18 protein-coding genes and 3 pseudogenes are annotated in these 18771 nt (G+C 71.0%); 14 read left to right on the top strand and 7 right to left on the bottom strand.

Annotated elements, in window-relative coordinates:
* Nucleotides 1-92 (bottom strand): annotated as a pseudogene (locus tag ABZ261_RS28965) (GlsB/YeaQ/YmgE family stress response membrane protein); the annotation flags it as partial.
* 372 nt (nt 93-464) lie between these two features.
* Between ABZ261_RS28965 and ABZ261_RS28960 the strand changes: the two are divergent.
* Nucleotides 465-1607 carry an NAD(P)/FAD-dependent oxidoreductase gene (locus ABZ261_RS28960; RefSeq protein ID WP_356864229.1) on the top strand — a complete coding sequence of 381 codons (1143 nt, stop codon included), beginning with the start codon at nt 465-467 and terminating at the stop codon, nt 1605-1607.
* Between the two features lie 288 nt (nt 1608-1895).
* Here the strand turns inward: ABZ261_RS28960 and ABZ261_RS28955 are convergent, their stop codons facing one another.
* A complete protein-coding gene (locus ABZ261_RS28955) occupies nt 1896-2312 on the bottom strand; it encodes a hypothetical protein (protein ID WP_356864227.1) in 417 nt (138 codons plus the stop codon).
* A gap of 445 nt (nt 2313-2757) precedes the next feature.
* Between ABZ261_RS28955 and ABZ261_RS28950 the strand changes: the two genes are divergently transcribed.
* A complete protein-coding gene (locus ABZ261_RS28950; RefSeq protein WP_356864225.1) occupies nt 2758-2958 on the top strand; it encodes a hypothetical protein in 201 nt (66 codons plus the stop codon).
* Nucleotides 2959-3066: 108 nt separating this feature from the next.
* Here ABZ261_RS28950 and ABZ261_RS28945 read toward each other — a convergent pair whose 3' ends face one another.
* On the bottom strand, nt 3067-3303 hold the full coding sequence (locus ABZ261_RS28945) for a DUF3072 domain-containing protein (RefSeq protein WP_356864223.1): 237 nt from the start codon (nt 3301-3303) through the stop codon (nt 3067-3069).
* Between the two features lie 245 nt (nt 3304-3548).
* Between ABZ261_RS28945 and ABZ261_RS28940 the strand changes: the two genes are divergently transcribed.
* On the top strand, nt 3549-4070 hold the full coding sequence (locus ABZ261_RS28940; protein ID WP_356864221.1) for a hypothetical protein: 522 nt from the start codon (nt 3549-3551) through the stop codon (nt 4068-4070).
* A 62-nt stretch (nt 4071-4132) separates the two neighbouring features.
* Here the strand turns inward: ABZ261_RS28940 and ABZ261_RS28935 are convergent, their stop codons facing one another.
* Nucleotides 4133-4720 carry a TetR/AcrR family transcriptional regulator gene (locus tag ABZ261_RS28935; RefSeq protein WP_356864219.1) on the bottom strand — a complete coding sequence of 196 codons (588 nt, stop codon included), beginning with the start codon at nt 4718-4720 and terminating at the stop codon, nt 4133-4135.
* Between the two features lie 169 nt (nt 4721-4889).
* Here ABZ261_RS28935 and ABZ261_RS28930 point away from each other — a divergent pair, with 169 nt between their 5' ends.
* The 4 genes from ABZ261_RS28930 (at nt 4890) to ABZ261_RS28915 (ending at nt 7172) form a co-directional block, all read left to right on the top strand.
* The gene (locus ABZ261_RS28930; RefSeq protein WP_356864217.1) at nt 4890-5852 is read left to right on the top strand and encodes a chlorophyllase; all 963 of its coding nucleotides are present in this window, start codon (nt 4890-4892) and stop codon (nt 5850-5852) included.
* Nucleotides 5853-6233: 381 nt separating this feature from the next.
* On the top strand, nt 6234-6368 hold the full coding sequence (locus ABZ261_RS28925) for a hypothetical protein (RefSeq protein WP_356864215.1): 135 nt from the start codon (nt 6234-6236) through the stop codon (nt 6366-6368).
* A gap of 127 nt (nt 6369-6495) precedes the next feature.
* Complete coding sequence (locus ABZ261_RS28920; RefSeq protein WP_356864213.1) at nt 6496-6975, top strand: cupin domain-containing protein; 480 nt, start codon at nt 6496-6498, stop codon at nt 6973-6975.
* Nucleotides 6972-7172, top strand: a complete 201-nt coding sequence (locus tag ABZ261_RS28915; RefSeq protein ID WP_356864211.1) for a hypothetical protein — start codon at nt 6972-6974, stop codon at nt 7170-7172. Before ABZ261_RS28920 ends, ABZ261_RS28915 begins: the two co-directional genes overlap by 4 nt.
* 111 nt (nt 7173-7283) lie before the next feature.
* On the opposite strand, the gene gcvH is transcribed toward ABZ261_RS28915, so the two are convergent.
* Nucleotides 7284-7670 carry a glycine cleavage system protein GcvH gene (gene gcvH, locus ABZ261_RS28910; RefSeq protein WP_356864209.1) on the bottom strand — a complete coding sequence of 129 codons (387 nt, stop codon included), beginning with the start codon at nt 7668-7670 and terminating at the stop codon, nt 7284-7286.
* A gap of 768 nt (nt 7671-8438) precedes the next feature.
* Nucleotides 8439-9147, bottom strand: a pseudogene (locus tag ABZ261_RS28905) (IS5 family transposase); the annotation flags it as partial.
* Nucleotides 9148-9185: 38 nt separating this feature from the next.
* Here ABZ261_RS28905 and ABZ261_RS28900 point away from each other — a divergent pair.
* From ABZ261_RS28900 to ABZ261_RS28870, 7 genes and pseudogenes are all read left to right on the top strand, one after another.
* Nucleotides 9186-9305 (top strand): annotated as a pseudogene (locus tag ABZ261_RS28900) (IS5/IS1182 family transposase); the annotation flags it as partial.
* Nucleotides 9306-9611: 306 nt separating this feature from the next.
* Nucleotides 9612-12611: a CHAT domain-containing protein gene (locus ABZ261_RS28895; protein ID WP_356864208.1), complete on the top strand. Its 3000-nt coding sequence runs from the start codon at nt 9612-9614 to the stop codon at nt 12609-12611.
* On the top strand, nt 12604-12978 hold the full coding sequence (locus ABZ261_RS28890) for a hypothetical protein (protein ID WP_356864206.1): 375 nt from the start codon (nt 12604-12606) through the stop codon (nt 12976-12978). The genes ABZ261_RS28895 and ABZ261_RS28890 overlap by 8 nt, the downstream gene beginning before the upstream one ends.
* Before the next feature lie 4 nt (nt 12979-12982).
* Complete coding sequence (locus tag ABZ261_RS28885; RefSeq protein ID WP_356864204.1) at nt 12983-14614, top strand: CATRA conflict system CASPASE/TPR repeat-associated protein; 1632 nt, start codon at nt 12983-12985, stop codon at nt 14612-14614.
* Nucleotides 14615-14893: 279 nt separating this feature from the next.
* Entirely contained in the window at nt 14894-15850 is a 957-nt protein-coding gene (locus tag ABZ261_RS28880) for a hypothetical protein (RefSeq protein ID WP_356864202.1), read from the top strand.
* Between the two features lie 40 nt (nt 15851-15890).
* Nucleotides 15891-16514, top strand: coding sequence for a hypothetical protein (locus tag ABZ261_RS28875; RefSeq protein ID WP_356864200.1), 624 nt, complete (start codon nt 15891-15893; stop codon nt 16512-16514).
* 82 nt (nt 16515-16596) lie between these two features.
* Nucleotides 16597-16830 carry a hypothetical protein gene (locus ABZ261_RS28870; RefSeq protein WP_356864198.1) on the top strand — a complete coding sequence of 78 codons (234 nt, stop codon included), beginning with the start codon at nt 16597-16599 and terminating at the stop codon, nt 16828-16830.
* Nucleotides 16831-17242: 412 nt separating this feature from the next.
* On the opposite strand, the gene ABZ261_RS28865 is transcribed toward ABZ261_RS28870, so the two are convergent.
* On the bottom strand, nt 17243-18208 hold the full coding sequence (locus ABZ261_RS28865) for an SDR family NAD(P)-dependent oxidoreductase (protein WP_356864196.1): 966 nt from the start codon (nt 18206-18208) through the stop codon (nt 17243-17245).
* Nucleotides 18209-18771 lie beyond the last annotated feature (563 nt).

Genomic DNA, 18771 nt, shown 5'->3' with positions numbered 1-18771 from the left:
ATGACGATGCCGCCGGGGTCCTTGCCCGGCATCAGCGCCTTGGCGATGAAACCGGCGAGCAGGCCGATGAGTATCCACGCGATGATGCCCATGACGTGTCTCCTACCTCGTCGTATAAAGGCTGTGTCAATGCTCCGTCTTTACCGCCGGGCCACTTGTAAACGCGGCGCGAAGCGACCAGTTGCCGGAAAGACCCCCGACCTGCCCGCTTGACCCCGTGCGCCGCGGTCCGTCCGGAGGCGTTTCCCCGCGATGCCGTGGCGGGGCAGGCAGGGGCCCGGGGGTGGTGCCCGCCCCGCGCGTCTTCCGGCCGGGGTCGAGGCCAGGCTCGCGGGACGCGCGGTGTCGGTCCTCTGTCGGGGGGCGTCGGTCCGATGTCGGGGGCTTGTCGGCGGGGTCTGGGACCTTTCCGGGGAAGCCTGCCGGCGCCTGTCCGGCAGGCGTGCGAACCGTAAGGAATCACCATGACCACCCACGTCACGATCATCGGCGCCGGGCTCGGGGGACTGACCCTGGCCCGCGTCCTCCACGTCCACGGCATCTCCGCCACCGTCTACGAGGCGGAGACCTCACCGACGGCGCGCGCACAGGGCGGGATGCTCGACATCCACGACTACAACGGTCAAGTGGCCTTGGAGGCGGCCGGGCTGACGGACTCCTTCCGTGACCTGATCCTGGAGGGCCGCCAGGCGATACGGATCCTCGACCGGGACGGGACCGTCCTGTTCGACAAAGCCGACGACGGCACGGGCGGACGCCCGGAGGTGCAGCGCGGCGAACTGCGCCGGCTCCTGCTCGACTCGCTCCCGGCCGGCACGGTCCGGTGGGGACACAAGGTGAGCGGCGCACGTGCCCTGGGCGCCGGCCGCCACGAGGTGACCTTCGCCGACGGCTCCGCCGTCGTCACCGACCTGCTGGTCGGCGCGGACGGCGCCTGGTCGCGGGTCCGGCCGCTGCTCTCCGGCGCCACACCCGAGTACGTCGGCAGGTCGGTGGTCGAGACCTACCTCCACGACAGCGACACCCGGCACCCCGCCAGCGCTAAGACGGTCGGCGGCGGGTCGTTGTTCGCCCTCGCCCCGGGCAAGGGCATCCAGGCTCACCGGGAGAAGGGCGGCACCCTGCACACGTACGTGGCGCTCACCGAGCCGCAGGAGTGGTTCGCCGCCATCGACTTCACCGATGCCGCCGCGGCCACCGCACGGATCGTGCGGGAGTTCGACGGCTGGGCGCCGGAGCTCACCGCGCTGATCACCGACAGTGACACCGCGCCGGTCCTGCGCCCCCTGTACGCCCTGCCCGTCGGACACCGGTGGGACCGGGTGCCGGGGGTGACCCTGATCGGCGACGCGGCCCACCTCTCGGCGCCGAACGGCGAAGGGGCCAACCTGGCCATGTACGACGGCGCCGAACTCGGCAAGGCCCTCGCCGCGCACCCCGACGACGTCGAGGCCGCCCTCACCGAGTACGAGCGGCCCATGTTCCTCCGCAGCTCCGAAGCCGCCGCCGAGGGCGCCGAGCTGCACGAGCTCCTCTTCGGCGACGACGCACCCCACAGCCTGGTCACCGTGTTCGGTGCGGACGGGGGAGACCCCACGAACCGCTGACCGCGACCACCACGGCGGCCGTGCTCCGTGCTCGTGGAAGGCACCCTGCGCACCACGCCGCAGGACGGCGGTCACCCCCGCCCAGCGCCCACACCGCCACCGTGCCGGCGCCGGTGCCGGGGCGGTCGCCGCCGAGGACGTCGGACGTGCGGGCGCGGGCGCGGACTGGGCTGGGCTGGGCCGGGCACGTGTGTCACGCGGACGGCCCGGGACATCGTGGGGTCCGGTCCGGGACCGTCCGCCGTCCGCGCCCGCGGGGGCTGCTCCGCCGCCGGCCCTACCCGACGGTCAGTCCTTGACCGGCCACTCGAGCGGGGCGCTGTAGAAGCCCTGGCTCAGCTCGACCGCGGCGGCCTTCTGGCCCTCGGGGATGAGGAAGACCTTGCAGATCTTCTCGGACTGTCCCGCGCTGAGCTGCTTCTCGCTGTCCGGCGCCGGGCAGTCGGGCCACTTGGCCTGGCCCAGGAGGACGATGAGGGCCCTGGTCCGACGGTTCTTGTCGGTCCTGACGATCAGACCGTCGTCCATGTCGCTGACGGCCATGGGCTTGCCGCTCTTGTGCGTGAAAGTGGCCCACACGTACACCGGGACCTGAGGACCGTCGTTCTTGTCCTTCTGCAGCCCGGAGTTGTCCATGTCGGCTTTCGTTCCGGTCGTCACCTTCGTGGGAGTGACCGTGAACTTCGCACCCTTGGACTTCTGCATGGTGCTTTCCTGCGGCGGGCTCGCCTCACCCAGGCGGTAAGTCGTCTTCTCCGTCTTCGCGTCGGCCGACTGCGAGGCGCTTCCGCCCTCGTCGGTGGCCGAATCCGAACTGCCGCAACCGGTCAGAGACACGGTCAGTGCCACGGCCCCCAGAGCCGCAGACAGCGCACGACACCACATATGTACTGATTCACCTTCCCCGTTGGCGCCCCCTGGCCGGCTGAATGCCAGGCGAGCATCGTGTGCGTCGATCTTGCCAGAGCGGCGCGGTCCACCCGCACGGGGGGCGGGGTTGCACATCGACGTCGGCGGCCGACCGCCGGACCTGTCCTGACCTGAGAGGCATGCCTCCCCATGAGTGATCTTCAGCCTCGGCCGGTTTCGGCAGGCGGTGGGGGAGGACATCTCCTGAAGCGATCGATTCCGTCTGACTCAAAGGAGCGCTATGCGCCTACGTGCCGTTCTCGCCGCCTTCGCGCTCGCCGCCGCAGCCACCCTCGCAGGCGCGACCGCCGCGGCAGCCGACAGCGATCCCGCCGCGAACGCCGTCGACGACTCCTCGGAAGACTCCCTCCTGGACCTCTCCGAGTCCCTCTACTGCCATGTCAACGCCGTGCTCGGCAACCCCCCTTCCTGCGCGTCGTGACGCGTGGCGCCGGAAGCCTCCCTCCGGCGCCACGACACCCGCCCCCACGCCCTGACCTCGGATGACGACGGATGACGGCGCCACATGCAGGGAAGCCGGGCGTGGATGTCAGGCGCCCTGTCCCCCGGGCGGGTTCCCTTCGGCCGCTCCCGTTCCGCTCGTACGGGGTGATGCCTGCTGCAGGCGGTCGATCATCCGCGATGCCTCCGCCTTGGTGAGGTTCTCCGGGACTTCCTCTCCTGCTTCGCGGGCCAGAGTGCTCAGATAGCTCAGTTGCGGGCCGGTGGCCGGCTCGTCGCCGGTCGCCCAGTTTTCGACGTTCTTGGCCGGATTCGCATCACTCATGCGGTCCGCCTACCCGTTTCATCGGGTTTGCCCACATCGGTGTGTCCGGCGCAAGGGTGCGCCGACCGGTTCAGCCACGGCCGCGCGGCGTGCCGACCAGGCGAAACGGCAGCTGCCGGTTGGTCTCCTGCTCGACGGGGCGCGGCCCGGGTGGTGTCCGGCGGCAGGAGTGCCGGGCCGTGAGGAACAGGTTCCGGCTGCCGCTGTGGTGGCGGGACGGCGCTGGGGGTACCCGGAAGCGCGTGATGGGACGTGCGGTGTGGCAGGGGCTGCTCGCCGGTGCCGCCGGCGTGGGTGTCATGACGTTGGGCGAGAAGGCGGAGCAGCGTTTCACGGGGCGGCCCGACTCCTACGTCCCGGCCCGCACGCTGGAACGCCTCACCGCACTGCCGGAAGCCCGGGGGCGCCGGTCATCATCGCTGAACTGGGTCATGCACGCCGGGCAGGGGGCGCTGCTCGGGGTGCTGCGCTCCGTGATGGCTGACGCCGGACTGCGCGGCCCGTGGTCTTCGGCGAAGTTCGCTGTGGTCAGGCTGACCAGCGACCAGATCCTGGAGAACGCGACCGGTACCGGCGCTCCGCCGCAGACCTGGCCGCGGGGCGAGCTGGCGGTGGATCTCGTGCACAAGGCCGTCTACGCCTTCACCACCGGCTTCGTCGCGGACGTGCTCGCCGCCCGATCGGGGCCGGGGCCCGGACAGCGGCATGCCTCCCGGCGGCCCGGCCGCCAGCACCATGCCGGCCCTCCTGCCCGCACGAAGGCCTAGCACCGTGCACGAGGCGCCGCGGCGGGAATTCGCGACGTTGCGCGACCGTCCCGTTTTCCGCGTCAATGCTGCCGGAGTCCCTGGAGCAGGAGAGCGATCAGGCGCCGGGGGTCGTAGCGGGGGTCGTTGTCGCGCCCGACGCAGAGGTTGCCGATGCCGCGCATCAGCTCGTACGGCTGCGTGCCGGGCCTGATGTCACCGGCCTCGACCGCGGCGTCGAGCAGCTGGGCGCAGACGGGCAGCAGGCGGTCGAGGAAGTAGGCGTGCAGTGCGGCGAAGCGGTCGTCGTCGGACTGCAGGGCGTCGGCGAGTCCGTGTTTGGTGACGAGGAAGTCGACGAAGAGGTCGATCCAGCTGCGCAGTGCGTCGAACGGGGAGTCGGAGCCCGCCAGCAGATTCGGGCCGGCTTCGGCGCATGCCTCGATCTGGTGGCGGTAGACGGCGGTGACGAGGTCCGCCCGGGTGGGGAAGTGCCGGTAGATCGTGGCCATCCCGACGCCCGCCCGAGCCGCGATCTGGCGGATCGGCGCGTCGACGCCGGAGGTGACGAACACCTCGGCGGCGGCGGCGAGCACCGTCTGCCGGTTGCGCACGGCGTCGGCCCGCTTGCCGCGGGACGGCGACTGCCCCGCGGGGCTCTCGGTGGCCATCACGTGCTCCTTCCACACCGATTGACAAAACGGAGCGGCGCTCCGGATACTAAATGGAGCGGCGCTCCGCTTCAGTCTAGTCGACGCGGGCCGCCCTCGAACGCCCCTGTCCGCTGTCGGTCGCAGGAGACCGGTGGGCAGCAGGTGCCACCGAAAGGGAGTCCCCACCGTGAACACATCCACTGCCACCAGCACCGACACCTCGGGCGCCCCGGTCCCGGTGCTGTCCTTCAGCCCCGTGACCCTCTCCGTCCCCGGACGGCCCGTAGACCTGGAGGTCCGCGTCTCGGCCCCCGCGACCGGAACCGATCTCCCCGTCATCCTGCTCTCCCACGGCCAAGGCCCTTCGCGCAACCTCTCCTCGCTCAACGGCTACGCGCCGCTCGTCAGCGTCTGGGCTGCCCACGGATTCGTGGTCGTCCAGCCGACCCACCTCAGCTCCAGGACACTGAGCCACCGGGTCGCCGACGCCCCCGGGGCGCCCTTCTTCTGGCGCTCGCGCTCCGAGGACATGTCGCACATCCTCGACCGGCTCGATCTGATCGAGAAGGCCGTGCCGCTGCTCGCCGGCCGGATCGACCACGCCAAGGTCGCCGTCGCCGGTCACTCGTTCGGCGGATTCACGTCCAGTCTCCTGCTCGGCGCCCGGGTCACCGACCCCGACGAGGGGGGAGAGGTGAGCCTCCTCGACCCCCGGATCAAGGCAGGCGTGCTGCTCGCGGCGCCCGGCAGGGGTGACGTCCTCGACGGACCGATGGCCGACGCGCTGCCGGTCTTCCGGACCATCGACTTCTCCACGATGACCACACCCGCGCTGGTCGTCGCCGGCGACGCGGACGACTCCCGGCACTTCACGGACATGGGCCCGGACTGGCACGCCGACCCCTACACCCTCGCCCCCGCACCCAAGACCCTGCTCACTCTGTTCGGCGCGGAGCACGGACTCGGCGGGATCGCCGGATACGACGCCGCCGAGACCACCGACGAGAACCCCGAACGGGTCGCCGCCCTCGCCCGGCTCACCGCGGCCTACCTCCGCACCCGGCTCCATCCCGGCGCCCCCGCGTGGCAGGCCGCGTGCGAGGCGCTGGCGACCGACCCCCACCCGATAGGTCGAGTCGAATCCAAGTGAGCCCGCGAACGCGGCGCCGTCCCCCGTCGGGCCGGCGCCGCCGGGTGCACGGGGCGCGGAGCGCCCGTCGCCGGCCGGGAGCCACCGTCCGGCACGAGCAGCGCTGAGAGGACCGGACGGCCGCCCGCCCGTCCCCTCATGCGTGATGGTTCCCGCACAGGGCCGCGGGCGTGCGGCGACAGCGGCGGCCGCGCAGGAGGAACCGGCCGCCGCGCGGGCTCGTCTGGCTGGTCCCCTCCGGCGCCGGCCTGGCGAGCGGCGCCGTCGAACACCCATGCGGCCTTGCCGGCTCCACCGGTGACCGCCGCGCGCGTTCGGCCATTCGGCTGCATCCTGGAAGCTGCGGTACCAAGCCCACAGACCGACCTGTCGGGAGGTCCTGTGACCCTGCTTGCCCTGCTTCTGCCAGCCGTGATGATGATTTTCCTCTTGGCTGCGGACGCCCTCGAAGAATTCATGTTCCCCCCTCCCGCAGCCCCCGACGAGGTCACCTCGGTCAGCGACAGCGCCGGGTGACCGAACGCCGGGTGTGCACCGACCTGCCCTTGTCCGAAAGGGCGAGCGCTTCACCCGGACGGCGGAGCGGACGGCAGGCGAAGCGTCGAGCGCGTCCGCGGCGGGGAGGGAAGGAGGGTACCGGGGTATGGGTGAGGACGAGGTGGCTGCCGTGTGCGGTGATCGTGACGTCGGGCGAGCTGGGCCGGTTTGGGCTGCGGAGCTCGGTCTGGAGCCGCACCCCGAGGGCGGTCGGTACCGCAGGCTGTGGACGTCGGGTGAGCATGTCGACACCGTTCGGGGGCGGCGTCCTGCCGCGTCGGCCGTCCACTACCTCCTGGGGCCGGGGGAGGAGTCCCGGTGGCACCGCGTCGCCTGGGACGAGTTGTGGCTGTGGCAAGGCGGCGGCCCCGTGTCGCTCACTCACGCTCCCGAGCCCGCGGATCCCGCGGCTTCCACGGTTGTCCTGGGGCCCGGCCGCGCCGCCGGACAAGTGCTGTGGGCGGACGTGCCCGCAGGGCGATGGCAATGCGCCCGTCCTGTCGGCAGCACCCCGGTGCTGGTCACCTGTGTCGTCGCACCCGGTTTCGACTGGGCCGACTTCACCGTCCTGCCGGACGGTGAGTGAGCCGCCGGACCCCGCAGCGCGGTCCCGGCACCAACATCCTCCTGGACGCCCACCGCGCCCTCACCGAGGCCGGCGGCCGGCTGAGCCTGGCCGCACCGACCGAGGCCGTGCTGCGCACCATCCAGATCGTCGGCGTTGACGCCGTCACCGATGTCATCGACTGCCACGACACCCTCCGCCAGGCCCCGACCGCCTGAGCGAGCAGTCGGAACCCGGTGCGGTTGCCAGCCGGGCCGTGGTCTCGGGGACCGTTCGCCCCAGCGGCTACCGGCAGCCGAATCCGCCCCGGGGCACTGCGGTGCTCCAGTTCACACGCCGATGGCTTCCTTGTAGCCCGCGGCGTCGAGGAGATCGTCGAGTTCAGCCCTGTTCGAAGGCTTGAGCTTGAGGATCCATGCCTTGTAGGGCTCCTCGTTGATGAGTTCCGGGCTGTCGACCATCTCACCGTTCACGGCGATCACCTCGCCACCGATCGGCGCGTAGATCTTCGTGGCCGTCCTCACCGACTCCACGAAGCCGACGGGGTCGCCGGCCTCGACGGTCTTGTTGAGGGCCTCTCGAACGTCGACGAGCAGCATCGTGTCGAACGACTGCTGTGCGTGATCACTGAGCCCGATCGTCACTGTGCCGTCGGCTTCCAGCCGCACCCACTCATGCGTCTCGGTATACCGCAGGTCAGCAGGGATGCTCGACATGCTCACACTCCTCTTGGCGCAGGTGATCCGTGGACACACAGCATGCCCGAAATCAGCGCTGAGCGGCTTATTTCCCGCGCATTGACCGAACCTGCACCAACACAGGTCAAAACGGTTTCGAACGTTCTCCTGTGCCAGTCTGGGACCGGCCTGCAGGCCGGGGGGTAGAGAGGGCGCTCGTCCGACGCGGGAGCGTGTAGGCCGTTCGGGGGATGCTTGCCGGAAATGGGGTGGCAACTGGGCGAGCTTCGCGTTGTCCACCCCATGGCCGGGGCGGCCTGCTGAGCTGTCCGGCAGACCACGGCCGGGTCGACGGCGGTGAACAGCTGCACCCGGAGGTATCCGCCGGCGCCCGGGTCGGGGCCGCCCACAGGCAGGAGTTAAAACTCCCGTGACGACACCGTCGACCCACCGGCCCTGGGTGGCCCTGCAGTTGACGCACGACGGGTCGGTGGCGACATAGACCCCGGGTGCCGGGCCTGCTTGTAGGCGCGCAGGATCCTCGGTGCGCTGCCAGCCGTCACCTGGGGCCTCGCCCGTCCTCCGCGTGCGCCGCTGGCGCTCTGCCCGCTCCCGGTAGGCCCCGTCGTCATCGTCCTCGTGCCCCCCGCCTCCCTCTCCCTGTAGTTGGCGCGCCCGCGTACGGCTGCGCGGTGCATACGGGAGTGGACACCGGCCGGAACGGGAGTAGTCCACCGCGTGGCGGAGAACCTGGTGTGGCGCACGGGCGGCGAACTCCGGTCGGTGCGGCACGTCTTACTGATCGTTTCAGTATGCGGCACGGAGCCGTCTCAAGCAGGTGACGCTGCAGGCGAGTTCGGGGAGGCCTTGGTGCAGGTCGGCTCGTATCTCATACCGATTGCGGAGGCGCTTGAACTGGTGGAGCCCAGGCGAAGGCGCGTTCTGCCACCCAGCGGGCCTTGCCCAGTCCGGAGCCGTGCGCGGCACCGCGTCGGGCGATTTTCGGGGTGATCCCTCGGCTGCGCAGGAGTCGGCGGTACTAGTCGAAGGTCATATCCGCGGTCGGCGGACAGCCGCCGAGGCGATGGCGGGGACGGCCATGCAGGCCGCGGATGCGGGGAACAGCATTTGGTTGCGGCATGAGCTGGGTGACATCGTGCCGGTTTCCACCGGTCAGCGACACCGCGAGCGGGGTGCCGTGCCTGTCGACGATCAGATGCTGCTTTTTGCCCGGACGGCCGCGGTCCACCGGCGACGGCCCGGTATGAAGTCCCCTTTGAGGGCGCGGACAAGCGAGCCGTCCAGGTGCAATCGTCCATCTCCAGCAGATCGTCCGCTCGCAGCTCGGTGAGTAGGGCGGTGTGGAGCCGGGGCCAGATGCTGGCTGCAGTCCAGTCCTGCAGGCGGCGCCAGGCCGTGACGCCGAAGCAGCCGATCATTTGCGTGGCACATCACCTCAGGCCACGCCGGTGCGTGGGACGTAGAGGAGGCCCGCCAGCGCGACACGGTCTGCTATGCACGAGCTGCAGGGACCGGTGCTGTTGTCGGAGAGCTGTCCGCATCGCCCGCAAGGGCATCGGGTCCGGCGAGCGGCTGGGCCGCCGGCGCTGAGTCATCGAGCGCCCGATGTCATGGCTGTCCGGCTATCGACGTCTCAACCACCGCTACGAGCGATAGCCAGGCGACTCCCTGACCTTCCTCGGACGCAACGGTCGGCCCTCGTTCACCTCCGGGCGCAGGCCAAGGCTCGGCAGACCGCATCATCCAGCCTGCGGCCCGGAAGGTGACAGGCCGGCCAGGACAGCGACGCAGCGAAAGCCGAAGGGGGCATCTCGGGGGCGTTCGCACGTGCCAGGCGTGCGACCCCGTGCGCCTGTGCGCCGGAGTAGCTGTGACGGTCATCTGTTCATCCGACTAGGCCTCCAAGAGATAATTCGCTTGCTCTTAGGTCGACTTGCATCCGTCGCGTGGGAGAGGGTGTTGACCGGATTGGACCCCGCAGCAGCGTTACGGGAACGGCTTGACGCTGCCTTGGCCGCCGAGGACGCTTCCGCTCTGACTACCCCGGACGCACTCGCCACGGCCGCCGCCGTGGCCCGGACGGTCCTTGTCGGCCTGTCGGTGGCGGCAGGCTCGGTGGACCTGCGGCCGCGGCCCGGCAACGGCAATCCGCTGACGCCGCACTCGGCGGCGGCTCTGCACCTGCTGGGTCTCTTCCACTGGTATCGGTACCTCGGACGCACCGACGACGGCGACCATCTCGACCGCACGCCTGCGGCCTGGTGTTTTGCCGCCCTCGGCCGCCGGGCCGGGCCGGCGGTCCCCGAGGCCGCCGTGCCCGACGTCGCCGCCGTTCGGGCCTCGCGCGGACCGTCGCCGAATCCGCCACCGACACCTGAAGCCGACGTGGCGACGGCCTTGCGGGCCCACCTCTCCGTCCTCGTCGCGGAACTCGACCGCCATCACGACCGGCGACTCCTGGAAGGGTTTCTGCGCACCCTGTGCGCCTTGGCCGATCACCCCGTGACACGGCAGGGACCCGACCAGGACGACGTCATGGACGATCTGGGCAGGGCCGTGGTGCTCGCGGCCGAGCTCAGCCTGGACGGTCGGCGGGACCTCGGTGTGGAGATCTTCCGCGAAGTGCTCCTGCGTCCCGACGGCGACCCCCTGCTGCGCGCCCGCTACCGCATGATTCTCGCGCAGGCTCTGCAGGCACGCGTGGCCCGCGTCGGTGACTCCACCCTCATACCGGTGGCGGTTGAGGAAGCGGAGCTCGCCGACGCTTTCCTGAGCACGGCCGAGGACCGGTGGCTGCGCTATCTGGCGGCGACCACACTCGGTGCCGTACTGCTGTGCCGCTACGAGCGCTTCGGGATCCACTCGGACATCGTCGACGCGGTCGCGGCCTTCGCTCGGGCGGTGGACACTGCCACGGGCACCAATTACCACGCCCCTGCCCTGTCCAACTATGCCAATGCGCAGCGGCTCGTGGACCCTGCCTCGGACGCCGAGCTGTCCAAGGCGGTCGACGCCGCCCGCGAATCGGTGCGGATCGGCCCGACCGGCGGCCGGGGCCGGCTCCGGTTCTTGGCAGTACTGACCAACGCCCTGCGGATGCGCTACGACGCCTCCCGCCGCGTCCAGGACCTCGACGAGGCGATCGCCTTCGGCCGGGAGTGCGTCGCAGACAGCCGACCGGCGACCCGTGATGACGCCGTCTTCCGTATCAACATGGCGAACACGTTGCAGTACAAGGCCGAGATCGCCGAAGAGCCGCAGCGCTTCCAGCAGGAGGCCGCCGAACTTCTGAAGCAAGTGGTCGATTCCTCGGTCGGGCACCCCAGGGTACGGCTGACCGCCGCCCGTGCCCTGGGGCGGCTCGCCGCCGAGCAGAAGAACTGGCCGGCCTCTCAGGACGCCTATCGGTTGGCTCTGAGGATCCGCAGGGCCATGAGCCAGACCCATCTCGAGCCCGCCGACCGCGAGCACGTGCTGACCCTTTTCGAGGACCTGGTCACCGACGCCGCCGCGGCGGCGATCGAGTTCCACATGCCCGAGGAGGCGGTCGAGCGGCTGGAGGAAGGCCGTGGGATCCTGCTGGCCCAGATGGCCGACGACTGGGATCTGGACGTGCTCGCTCGCCGCGACCCCGGCCTGGCGGAGGACCTTCGGGCCGAGGACCGCCGGCGGCACGAAGCCGGCCTGCCGGGTGGCCCCGACGACTGCGACGACCAGGACGGGCGGTCCACGGAGCGATCGAAGTACACCGCCGTACTCGCGAGGGTCCGGACGCTCCCCGGCTTCGAATCCTTTCGCTCACCCGCCCCGGCGGCCACCTCGGTCGGCCGGGAGCCCGACCCCACGGTGCTGATCAACGTCAGCGACCACCGCTCCGACGCCCTCATCGTCCGTACCAAGGGAGGCAGCGACCACATCGAGGAGCTGCCACTGCCCGGGGTCACGCCCGAGGCGGTGGACGAGCAGGTGGCCCTGTGGTGGGACGACGACGAGGCCGGTCGGCCCGACCGTCTCGCGGGGGTCCAGAAATGGTTGTGGAAGCGCATCGTCGGGCCCGTCCTGACCCGCCTCGGGTGCGACAAGGACCCAAAGACGCAGCGGACGTCGTCCTGGCCCCGGATCCACTGGTGTCCGACCGGCCGCCTGACCCTGCTCCCTCTGCACGCCGCCCTCGACCCCGTCACGGAGGCGTGCGCGATCGACCGGGTCGTCTCCTCGTACACACCCACGCTGCGCATGCTGCGCCAGGCACGCTTGCGCGCAGCCGAGAGCGCAGGCATGAACGGCGGGTCGGACGGGTCGATCACCGTCGTCGCGATGCGCAACACGCCGGGACAGCGCCCTCTGAAGTCCACTGGGCGGGCAGCCGTCGACATCGCCGCCGCGTACGGCGTCCAGCCCCTGGTCGACAAGACCGCCGAAGCGGACCGGGTCGCAGCAGAGCTCGGCCGGAACGCCTGGGCCGTCATCACCGCCCACACCGAAGCGAGCGCAGACAACCCCAGCGACTCCGGACTCCTCCTCCACGACGCGCGGCTGAGCGTCTCCGAGATCAGGGCGCGCCGCTTCGGCAGCGGTCGGGTCGGGTGCCTGCTGCTCACCTGCCACGGCGGCTTTGCGGGTCACCGGTTCGTCAATGAGGTCGCCCACCTGGGGGCGGCGTTCCAGGTCGCGGGCTTCCCGCACGTGGTGAGCTCGTTGATGCCCGCACGGGACTTCAACGCGGCAGGCATCGCTCGGCGCCTGTTCACCCCGGCGCCTGCTGGTGCCCGGCCCTTGAACCGGATCGACCCCGCGTTGGCCCTCCATGACGCCGTGCGCGATATCCGGCAGACCGTACCGAGCGCCCCCCAGCTCTGGGCCACTTACGTCCATTTCGGCCCCACGCGGCCTGCCGCACCCGAGTCCGCGGAATCCGAAGCCGTTGAAGTCCCTCCGAAGGAGACGCGCCTTGCCTGATGACGACCGGTCCGCCGCCTGGAACGCGCTGCATGCCGAGGTCCTGTCCTTCATGGAGGCTCCCGAGGAGTGGGACCGGCTGGGCGCCGCTGCATGGTCCCGCGTGAACGAGGAGATCCACAGCCTGGCGTCCGCCTTCAAGGAGAATGCGCTGGCAGAGGCCCAGGGCGCGTTCGCGCGCCTGCTGCAGCTCGTGTCCCCGCCCATGGCCCGGCCCGCTCTGGCTCAAGACCCCGAACCTGAACAGCTCACCGATGCCCCCGCGGACACGCTCGCTCTGGTCGACACCTTCATCAAGGACGTGTCCGCCCAACCACCCGGTGGCGCGCAGCACCTGCCGGAACACGCTCCCGACCTCGGTGCCTGATCCGGTGACCGATCTCGTGCTGCACAGCCGGGCGCTCATCGTCCTGGCCGTCGCCGATCCCGAGGACCCACAGGCGGTCGACGCGGTGCGTCAGCTCTGGGAGAACAACGAGAACTTCGCCATGTACTCCCCGCTGGCGCGCTGGCACCTCACCAGCTCCTTCCCGACCCGGGAAGAACTATCCGAGGAACTCGCCCGCACCCGCGGCGGCGGAACGCTGTTGATACGGGCACGCGAACGCCCCCGGGCACCGGACGCCGACAGGCCCTCCGTGTACCAGGCATTCCTGTTCGTCGACCACGATCTGCTGGGGGTCTTGGCCATGCTGGCCCCCGGCGAGGACGGGACCGACTGCTGGGAGGACCTGGACAGGCGGTGGTCCGAACACCTCGGGCAGTTCTCCTCCCAACGACTGCTCGGCCTGCACCACGTCTACACGGCACTCGCCGACGCCCGGCCTTCCGAATCCGCAGGAACCCCGGACGGGGACGACACCTTGGCATCCGATGACACTGTCACGGCCACCGCCGCCCTCCTGGCCCGGGACATCCCCGGCCTGCGGGACGGGCCCTGGCAGCGGCGATGGCAACGCACGGCCGAGGGACTGCTGGTGTGGCATCCGGAACCGGGTCGGCCGGGCCGGGCCCCGGCACGGGACCGCCGTATCGCCGTGCTCGCCGCCACGGAGAACGAGGACGTGTTGGACGAGTGGCTCTGGCAGCCCCCCGACCTGCACACGCTGGCGCCGTTCGTGCGGTACCTGGTGCACGCGGGGAAGATGCGCCGCCAGATGACCGCCTATCTCGAAGGCCGCGATGTCGGCGAACTCCGGCGCGTGCTGTCTGCACAGTGCGACCAACTCACCTCCTTGCACCGACAGTTCATCGAGAACGAGTCCGCCGTGCTCTTCCACGCACTGCTGCGCTCCCAGGCCCTGCTGAAGAACCTGCAGGCCGGCGAGACCGGCCTGGTCCGCACCCTGACCCTGCGCCGGTCGGCGCTGCGCACCGTGGAGGTCGCGCTCCACTCCATGGAGGAGGCCGTCACACTGCCCGCCGAGGTCAGGCCCCACTGCATGTTCGACGCCGACCGGCGCGCAGGAACCCGTTTTCGGCGCATGGTGGAGGACGACTGCGCTTATCTGAGCGACCTCCGGGAGCAGGTGAGCGAGATCGTCCGGATCACCGAGACGACGATCGTCAGCCGGCTCAGCCAGCGCGAGCAGAGGCTGGCGCTGCTGCAGACGGCGTTCCTGGGAGCGCTGCTGATGGGGCTGGCGGTCGTACAGGCACTCACCTACCACGTTCCGGCCCCCGGCTATCTGCAGACTCCGCTGATCGCCTTTCTCTCCGTCCTCGCTCTGACCGTGCCGCTGGCCGCCTCCCGCGCGGCGGCGGGCCGCACGGCGCCGCCGCCCGTGCCGGGACCGCTCGCCCACGTCGACTGGGCGGTCGGCCTCGTCCTGGGTGCCACGAGCGGCTGGCTGCTCATCAGCGCGCTGCGGACGGTCACCGCCTCCGGGCCGGCGCCCCCGTGGCTGTCCCTGACAGGCGCTGCGGTGGCCGCCACGGCGGTCGCGGCCGCCGGACGGTATCGCCGACGGGCACATCAAACACGCAGGCGGGGCGCACCATAACGTCCCGTGCAGTGTCTGCGATGCATGCCGCCGCGTCCGCCGTGCCGGGCTTCCAGCCTGACCAGCACCGCTGCAGACGTCCTTCCCTAGGTCGGCATTGCCCCAGCACCCCCCCGCGAACGGCACAGCGGCGCACTGCTGGACCGGTTCCGGCCGCGCGTGTGCCGATTCGCGAAATGCGTAACGGAACTACGCACCAAGGCGGTTGTCATGACTGCGGACGCCTCGGATGATCAGGACAGCGCAACAACACGTGGCGTCGGTGGGTGGGAGGGCAGGTTGGGCAGATTCCGGTTCCGGCCCAGTTACGAGGCGGTGTGCGAAGTGACGGTCGGCGACCGTCGGCTGGTGGCGTACTCCGGGCACCGCAAGGTGATCCGGCTCGCCGACCCGTCGGCCCGCGAGGACATCGCGGCGATCACCGGCTCCCGCGCGTGGATCCGTGCCCTGTGCGAGGTGGCCGTGGGCGACGGGACGCGGCTGGCGTCCGGCGGCCGGCGCGGGGCCCTCTGCCTGTGGAACCCCGGCGCGCCGAGCGACCCCCCGGTCCGGCTGAAGGGTCATCGCGGCTGGGTGAACGCCCTGTGCGCGGTCGAGGTTGCCGGGCGGGAACTGCTGGCGTCCGCGGGTGCGGACCGCGTGATACGCCTGTGGGATCCCGGGGACGGCAGCCTGGTGCGCGCGATCGACACCGGCTCCGGAAGAGGGTGGATCTTCGCCCTGTCCGCGGTACGGGCGGGCGGCCGCACACTGATCGCGGCCGGGCACGGCCTCGGCTCCGTAACCGTCTGGCACCCCGAGTCGGGTCAGCGCCATGCGGAGCTGACCGGACACCGAGGATTCGTGTGGACACTGTGCGAGGTTTCCCACGGCGACCGCGCCCTGCTGGTTTCAGGGGGCCGGGACGGGGTTGTGCGGCTGTGGGACGTGGAGGAACGCCAGGAGGCGCGGGCGCTGACGGGCGGCAGCGGACCGGTGTACGCCCTCTGCGAGGCGGACGTCGGCGAGCGCCCGCTGCTCGTGATCGGCGGCGACGGTCCCGGGACCGCCGTGTGGGACCCCTTCACGGGCGAGCACGTCGGCACCCTGGGCATGGACCTCTCCGGCCTGCTCAGCGGCCACGGCTGGGTCCGGGCGGTCTGCCAGGTACGGCCCCCGGAAGGCCCGCCCCTGATCGTCACCGCGGGTTACGACGACGCGCCGCGGGTGTGGGACGTGACGAAGGAACTGTCATGACGACTCCGAGGCCCCTGAGGCGGGGTCGGGTGAGCCCACTGTGACCGCTTTCGGCGCCGTGCTGGTGTGCCTGATGTTGGCCCTGTGGGACCTGCTGCGCATCTGGCGACGTGAGCAGCCCCGCTGGAGGGACCGGCTGAGCCTGGCGATCTGGGCCGGGCTCGGCGTTTTCTCGGCCGAGAGCTGGGCTCCGGGCTGGATGGTGGTCCTCGCTTGGGTGGTTGCCGGGTTCTGCTGGGTGGGTGCCGTCGCGGCCACCGTCCTGCAGACCTCGGTCCCGCCCGTCCCGGTGGTCGAGGGGCAGCAGCTGCGGCAGCGCGTGCTCGCGGTGTGCGGGCCGGACGGTCCCGAGACGACCACGGTGGGGGTGACCAGCACCGGATGCGTGGCTGTGCGGACGCGCGGTGAGCGACTGCCCGTCATGGCCGCGCGGCTGGTATTCGGCTGCCCGTTCTGTCTCGTTGAGGAGATCCTGACCGCTGTCGCCGAGGACGCGGAGCGCGCTGTCGAGCAGTACCGCAGTGCGCGCTCCCGCAGCGTCAACGCCATGGCCGTACTGACCCGCGACCCGACGGGCGGCAGCCGCCGGCGAGCCGACATCCTTCCTATGACCGGCAACCGCAAGCCTTTCCGCGCGGGGTGTCTCACGCACTCCCTGCCCTGATCGCCGGGTGGGGGCGGCGGGGCGGTGTTCCTGAGGGCTGCGCCGGTCCACCCGTTCGATGCACGTTCAAGGGAGGCCGCCCGTGCTGACTGTGCTGTTGCGTGCCCTCGGGCTGCTGCTCTGTTTCGTCGCCGTGCTTCTGTCGGTCGCCGGCAGGCGACGGCTCCGGCGCCCCCAGGAACGGTCCGTGCCCTGGCGCCTCCTGGGCGTGTCGACGCTTGCCGCGCTGTTCCTCCTGCTACTCGGGCTGGCAGTGTGGTCCGACCTCACCTGCGACCGTGACTGCGAGCCTGTGGTGACGCCTGTTTACCCATGAACTGCCCCTGGGCAAGGCGTCGCGAGCTGTGCCAGGCGGGCGCCGGTCGAGAACTTCCTCTTGGCGGAGGCGGCTCGAAGAGGTCGTCGCTCCTGGCATGACCGCCCGATTGCGGAAGCAGAGCTACTCGGGAAAGGTGCACCACGACCGGCGGCACCAAAGACGACATCTCCTACTCCTCCCAGTTCGACGCCGACGTCATGCGCCTGTACAACCAGGCGGTCAACGACTACGCACCCGACACCCCCCAGGGCATAGACGGCATGGGAGACGCCGAACTGCGGCGGCACGCCGCCGGTGCCGCCTCCGGGATGGACCACACCGCCCCGGCCCGACCGCCGCGCCACCGGGCGGGCGGGGTGCCCGCGACCGCGTACGGCCCCGACCAGCCCGCGACCGCATGCGGCCCCGCTCAGCCCGCGAACGCGTTCACCCCCGTGAGCCGCGCCGACAGGTCCCACAGGCGGGACGCCTCCTCGGGGTCGGTCGCCCAAGAGTTGACGCCCGTGCGGTCGCCGTCGGGGCCGGCGGGCTCGGCGATGTCGCAGTCCTCCAGGTAGACGCCGCCCAGGCCGTCCAGCTGCGGAGAGGTCGCCGCCCAGACCTGGGTCGCCGCGCCCTGCTCCGGGGACTTGAAACCCTCCGGGTTCAGCACGTTGCCGTCCTCGTCGATCCAGCCGCGCTCCACCATCTCCTCCTTCGGCAGGTGCCGCTGCAGCGGGGTGATGATGCCGCCCGGGTGGAGCGAGAAGGCACGCACGCCACGGTCCCGGGCGAGCCGGTCCAAGTGCACGGCGAACAGCACGTTCGCCGTCTTTGACTGGCCGTACGCCGCCCACTTGTCGTAGCCCTGCCGCCAGTGCGGGTCGTCCCAGCGGATGCCGGAGAAGTGGTGGCCGCGCGAGGAGACCGACACCACGCGGGCGCCGCCCGGCTCGATAGCCGGCCACAGCCGGTTCACCAGGACGAAGTGGCCGAGGTGGTTGGTGGCGAACTGCGCCTCCCAGCCGGGGCCGACGCGGGTCTCGGGGCAGGCCATGATCCCGGCGTTGTTGATCACGATGTCCAGGGTGCGGCCGGAGCCGAGGAACCGGTCGGCGAAGCGGCGGACGCTGTCCAGGTCGGCGAGGTCCAGGTCGTCGACCTCGACGCCGTCGATGCCGGTCAGGTTCTCCTGTGCGGTGGCGGGCCGCCGGGCCGGCACCACGACCTGGGCGCCGGCCTTGGTCAGGGCGCGCGTGGTCTCCAGGCCGAGACCGGAGTAGCCGCCGGTGACGAGGGCGAGCTTCCCGGTGAGGTCGATGCCCGCGAGGACGTCGTCCGCGGTGGATTCGGCGCCGAAGCCCGAGCCGATGCTGTGCTGTGCGGTGTCACTCATGTCCGGCACGCTACGGATTGGAGTGCACTCGAAGTCAAGCGCGACGGGCAGACACGGGTTTGCGCGGAAGAAAGCCCCGAGCGGACGGGGAAGGGCGCGGACGGCGGCCGCCTCTCGGCGAAAGGCTCCACAGGGCTTCAGCCGAACGATCGTCTCGGCGGGCAAAAGGGGCGCACCGCAGGAGCGATCACCTGAAGTGAAAAGGGTGGGCCTTACCCGGCGTGGTAGCGGCGGTCTGAGCATCACGCGCGTTGGTCATGGCGTCGTAGCACTCGGGGCCGCAGGACAGGCCGAGACTCGCCGCCATCCAGCCGCCCGTCGCGATCGTGCTGCCGCAGTTACCGCAGTACGGCACCGGGTGGTCATCCGGACAGGGAGCGGCGGCTCGAAGCGCCGGCGTCGCCGCGGCGTGGCCTGGCCGAGGTGGCGCGGCTCGATGCGCTCCCAGTCGGCGGCGATGTCGATCAGGGGTGCTGTTGTTAGTGGGGGTTGTGGTGGGGGTGGGTGAGGATGAGGGCGGTGTTGAAGCCGTGGTGGCCGCGGGCGAGGATGAGGGCGTGGTG

This window comes from Streptomyces sp. NPDC006193 (genome assembly GCF_040613915.1).
Classification (GTDB): Bacteria; Actinomycetota; Actinomycetes; order Streptomycetales; family Streptomycetaceae; genus Streptomyces.
The sequence above is the reverse complement of the archived record's forward strand: the minus strand, read 5'-3'. Positions and strand labels throughout refer to the sequence as shown.

Coding starts and splice junctions, on each gene's coding strand:
- ABZ261_RS28960 (WP_356864229.1), top strand. CDS start 465: ATGACCACCCACGTCACGATCATCGGCGCCGGGCTCGGGGGACTGACC.
- ABZ261_RS28955 (WP_356864227.1), bottom strand. CDS start 2,312: ATGCAGAAGTCCAAGGGTGCGAAGTTCACGGTCACTCCCACGAAGGTG.
- ABZ261_RS28950 (WP_356864225.1), top strand. CDS start 2,758: ATGCGCCTACGTGCCGTTCTCGCCGCCTTCGCGCTCGCCGCCGCAGCC.
- ABZ261_RS28945 (WP_356864223.1), bottom strand. CDS start 3,303: ATGAGTGATGCGAATCCGGCCAAGAACGTCGAAAACTGGGCGACCGGC.
- ABZ261_RS28940 (WP_356864221.1), top strand. CDS start 3,549: ATGGGACGTGCGGTGTGGCAGGGGCTGCTCGCCGGTGCCGCCGGCGTG.
- ABZ261_RS28935 (WP_356864219.1), bottom strand. CDS start 4,720: ATGGCCACCGAGAGCCCCGCGGGGCAGTCGCCGTCCCGCGGCAAGCGG.
- ABZ261_RS28920 (WP_356864213.1), top strand. CDS start 6,496: ATGGGTGAGGACGAGGTGGCTGCCGTGTGCGGTGATCGTGACGTCGGG.
- gcvH (WP_356864209.1), bottom strand. CDS start 7,670: ATGTCGAGCATCCCTGCTGACCTGCGGTATACCGAGACGCATGAGTGG.
- ABZ261_RS28865 (WP_356864196.1), bottom strand. CDS start 18,208: ATGAGTGACACCGCACAGCACAGCATCGGCTCGGGCTTCGGCGCCGAA.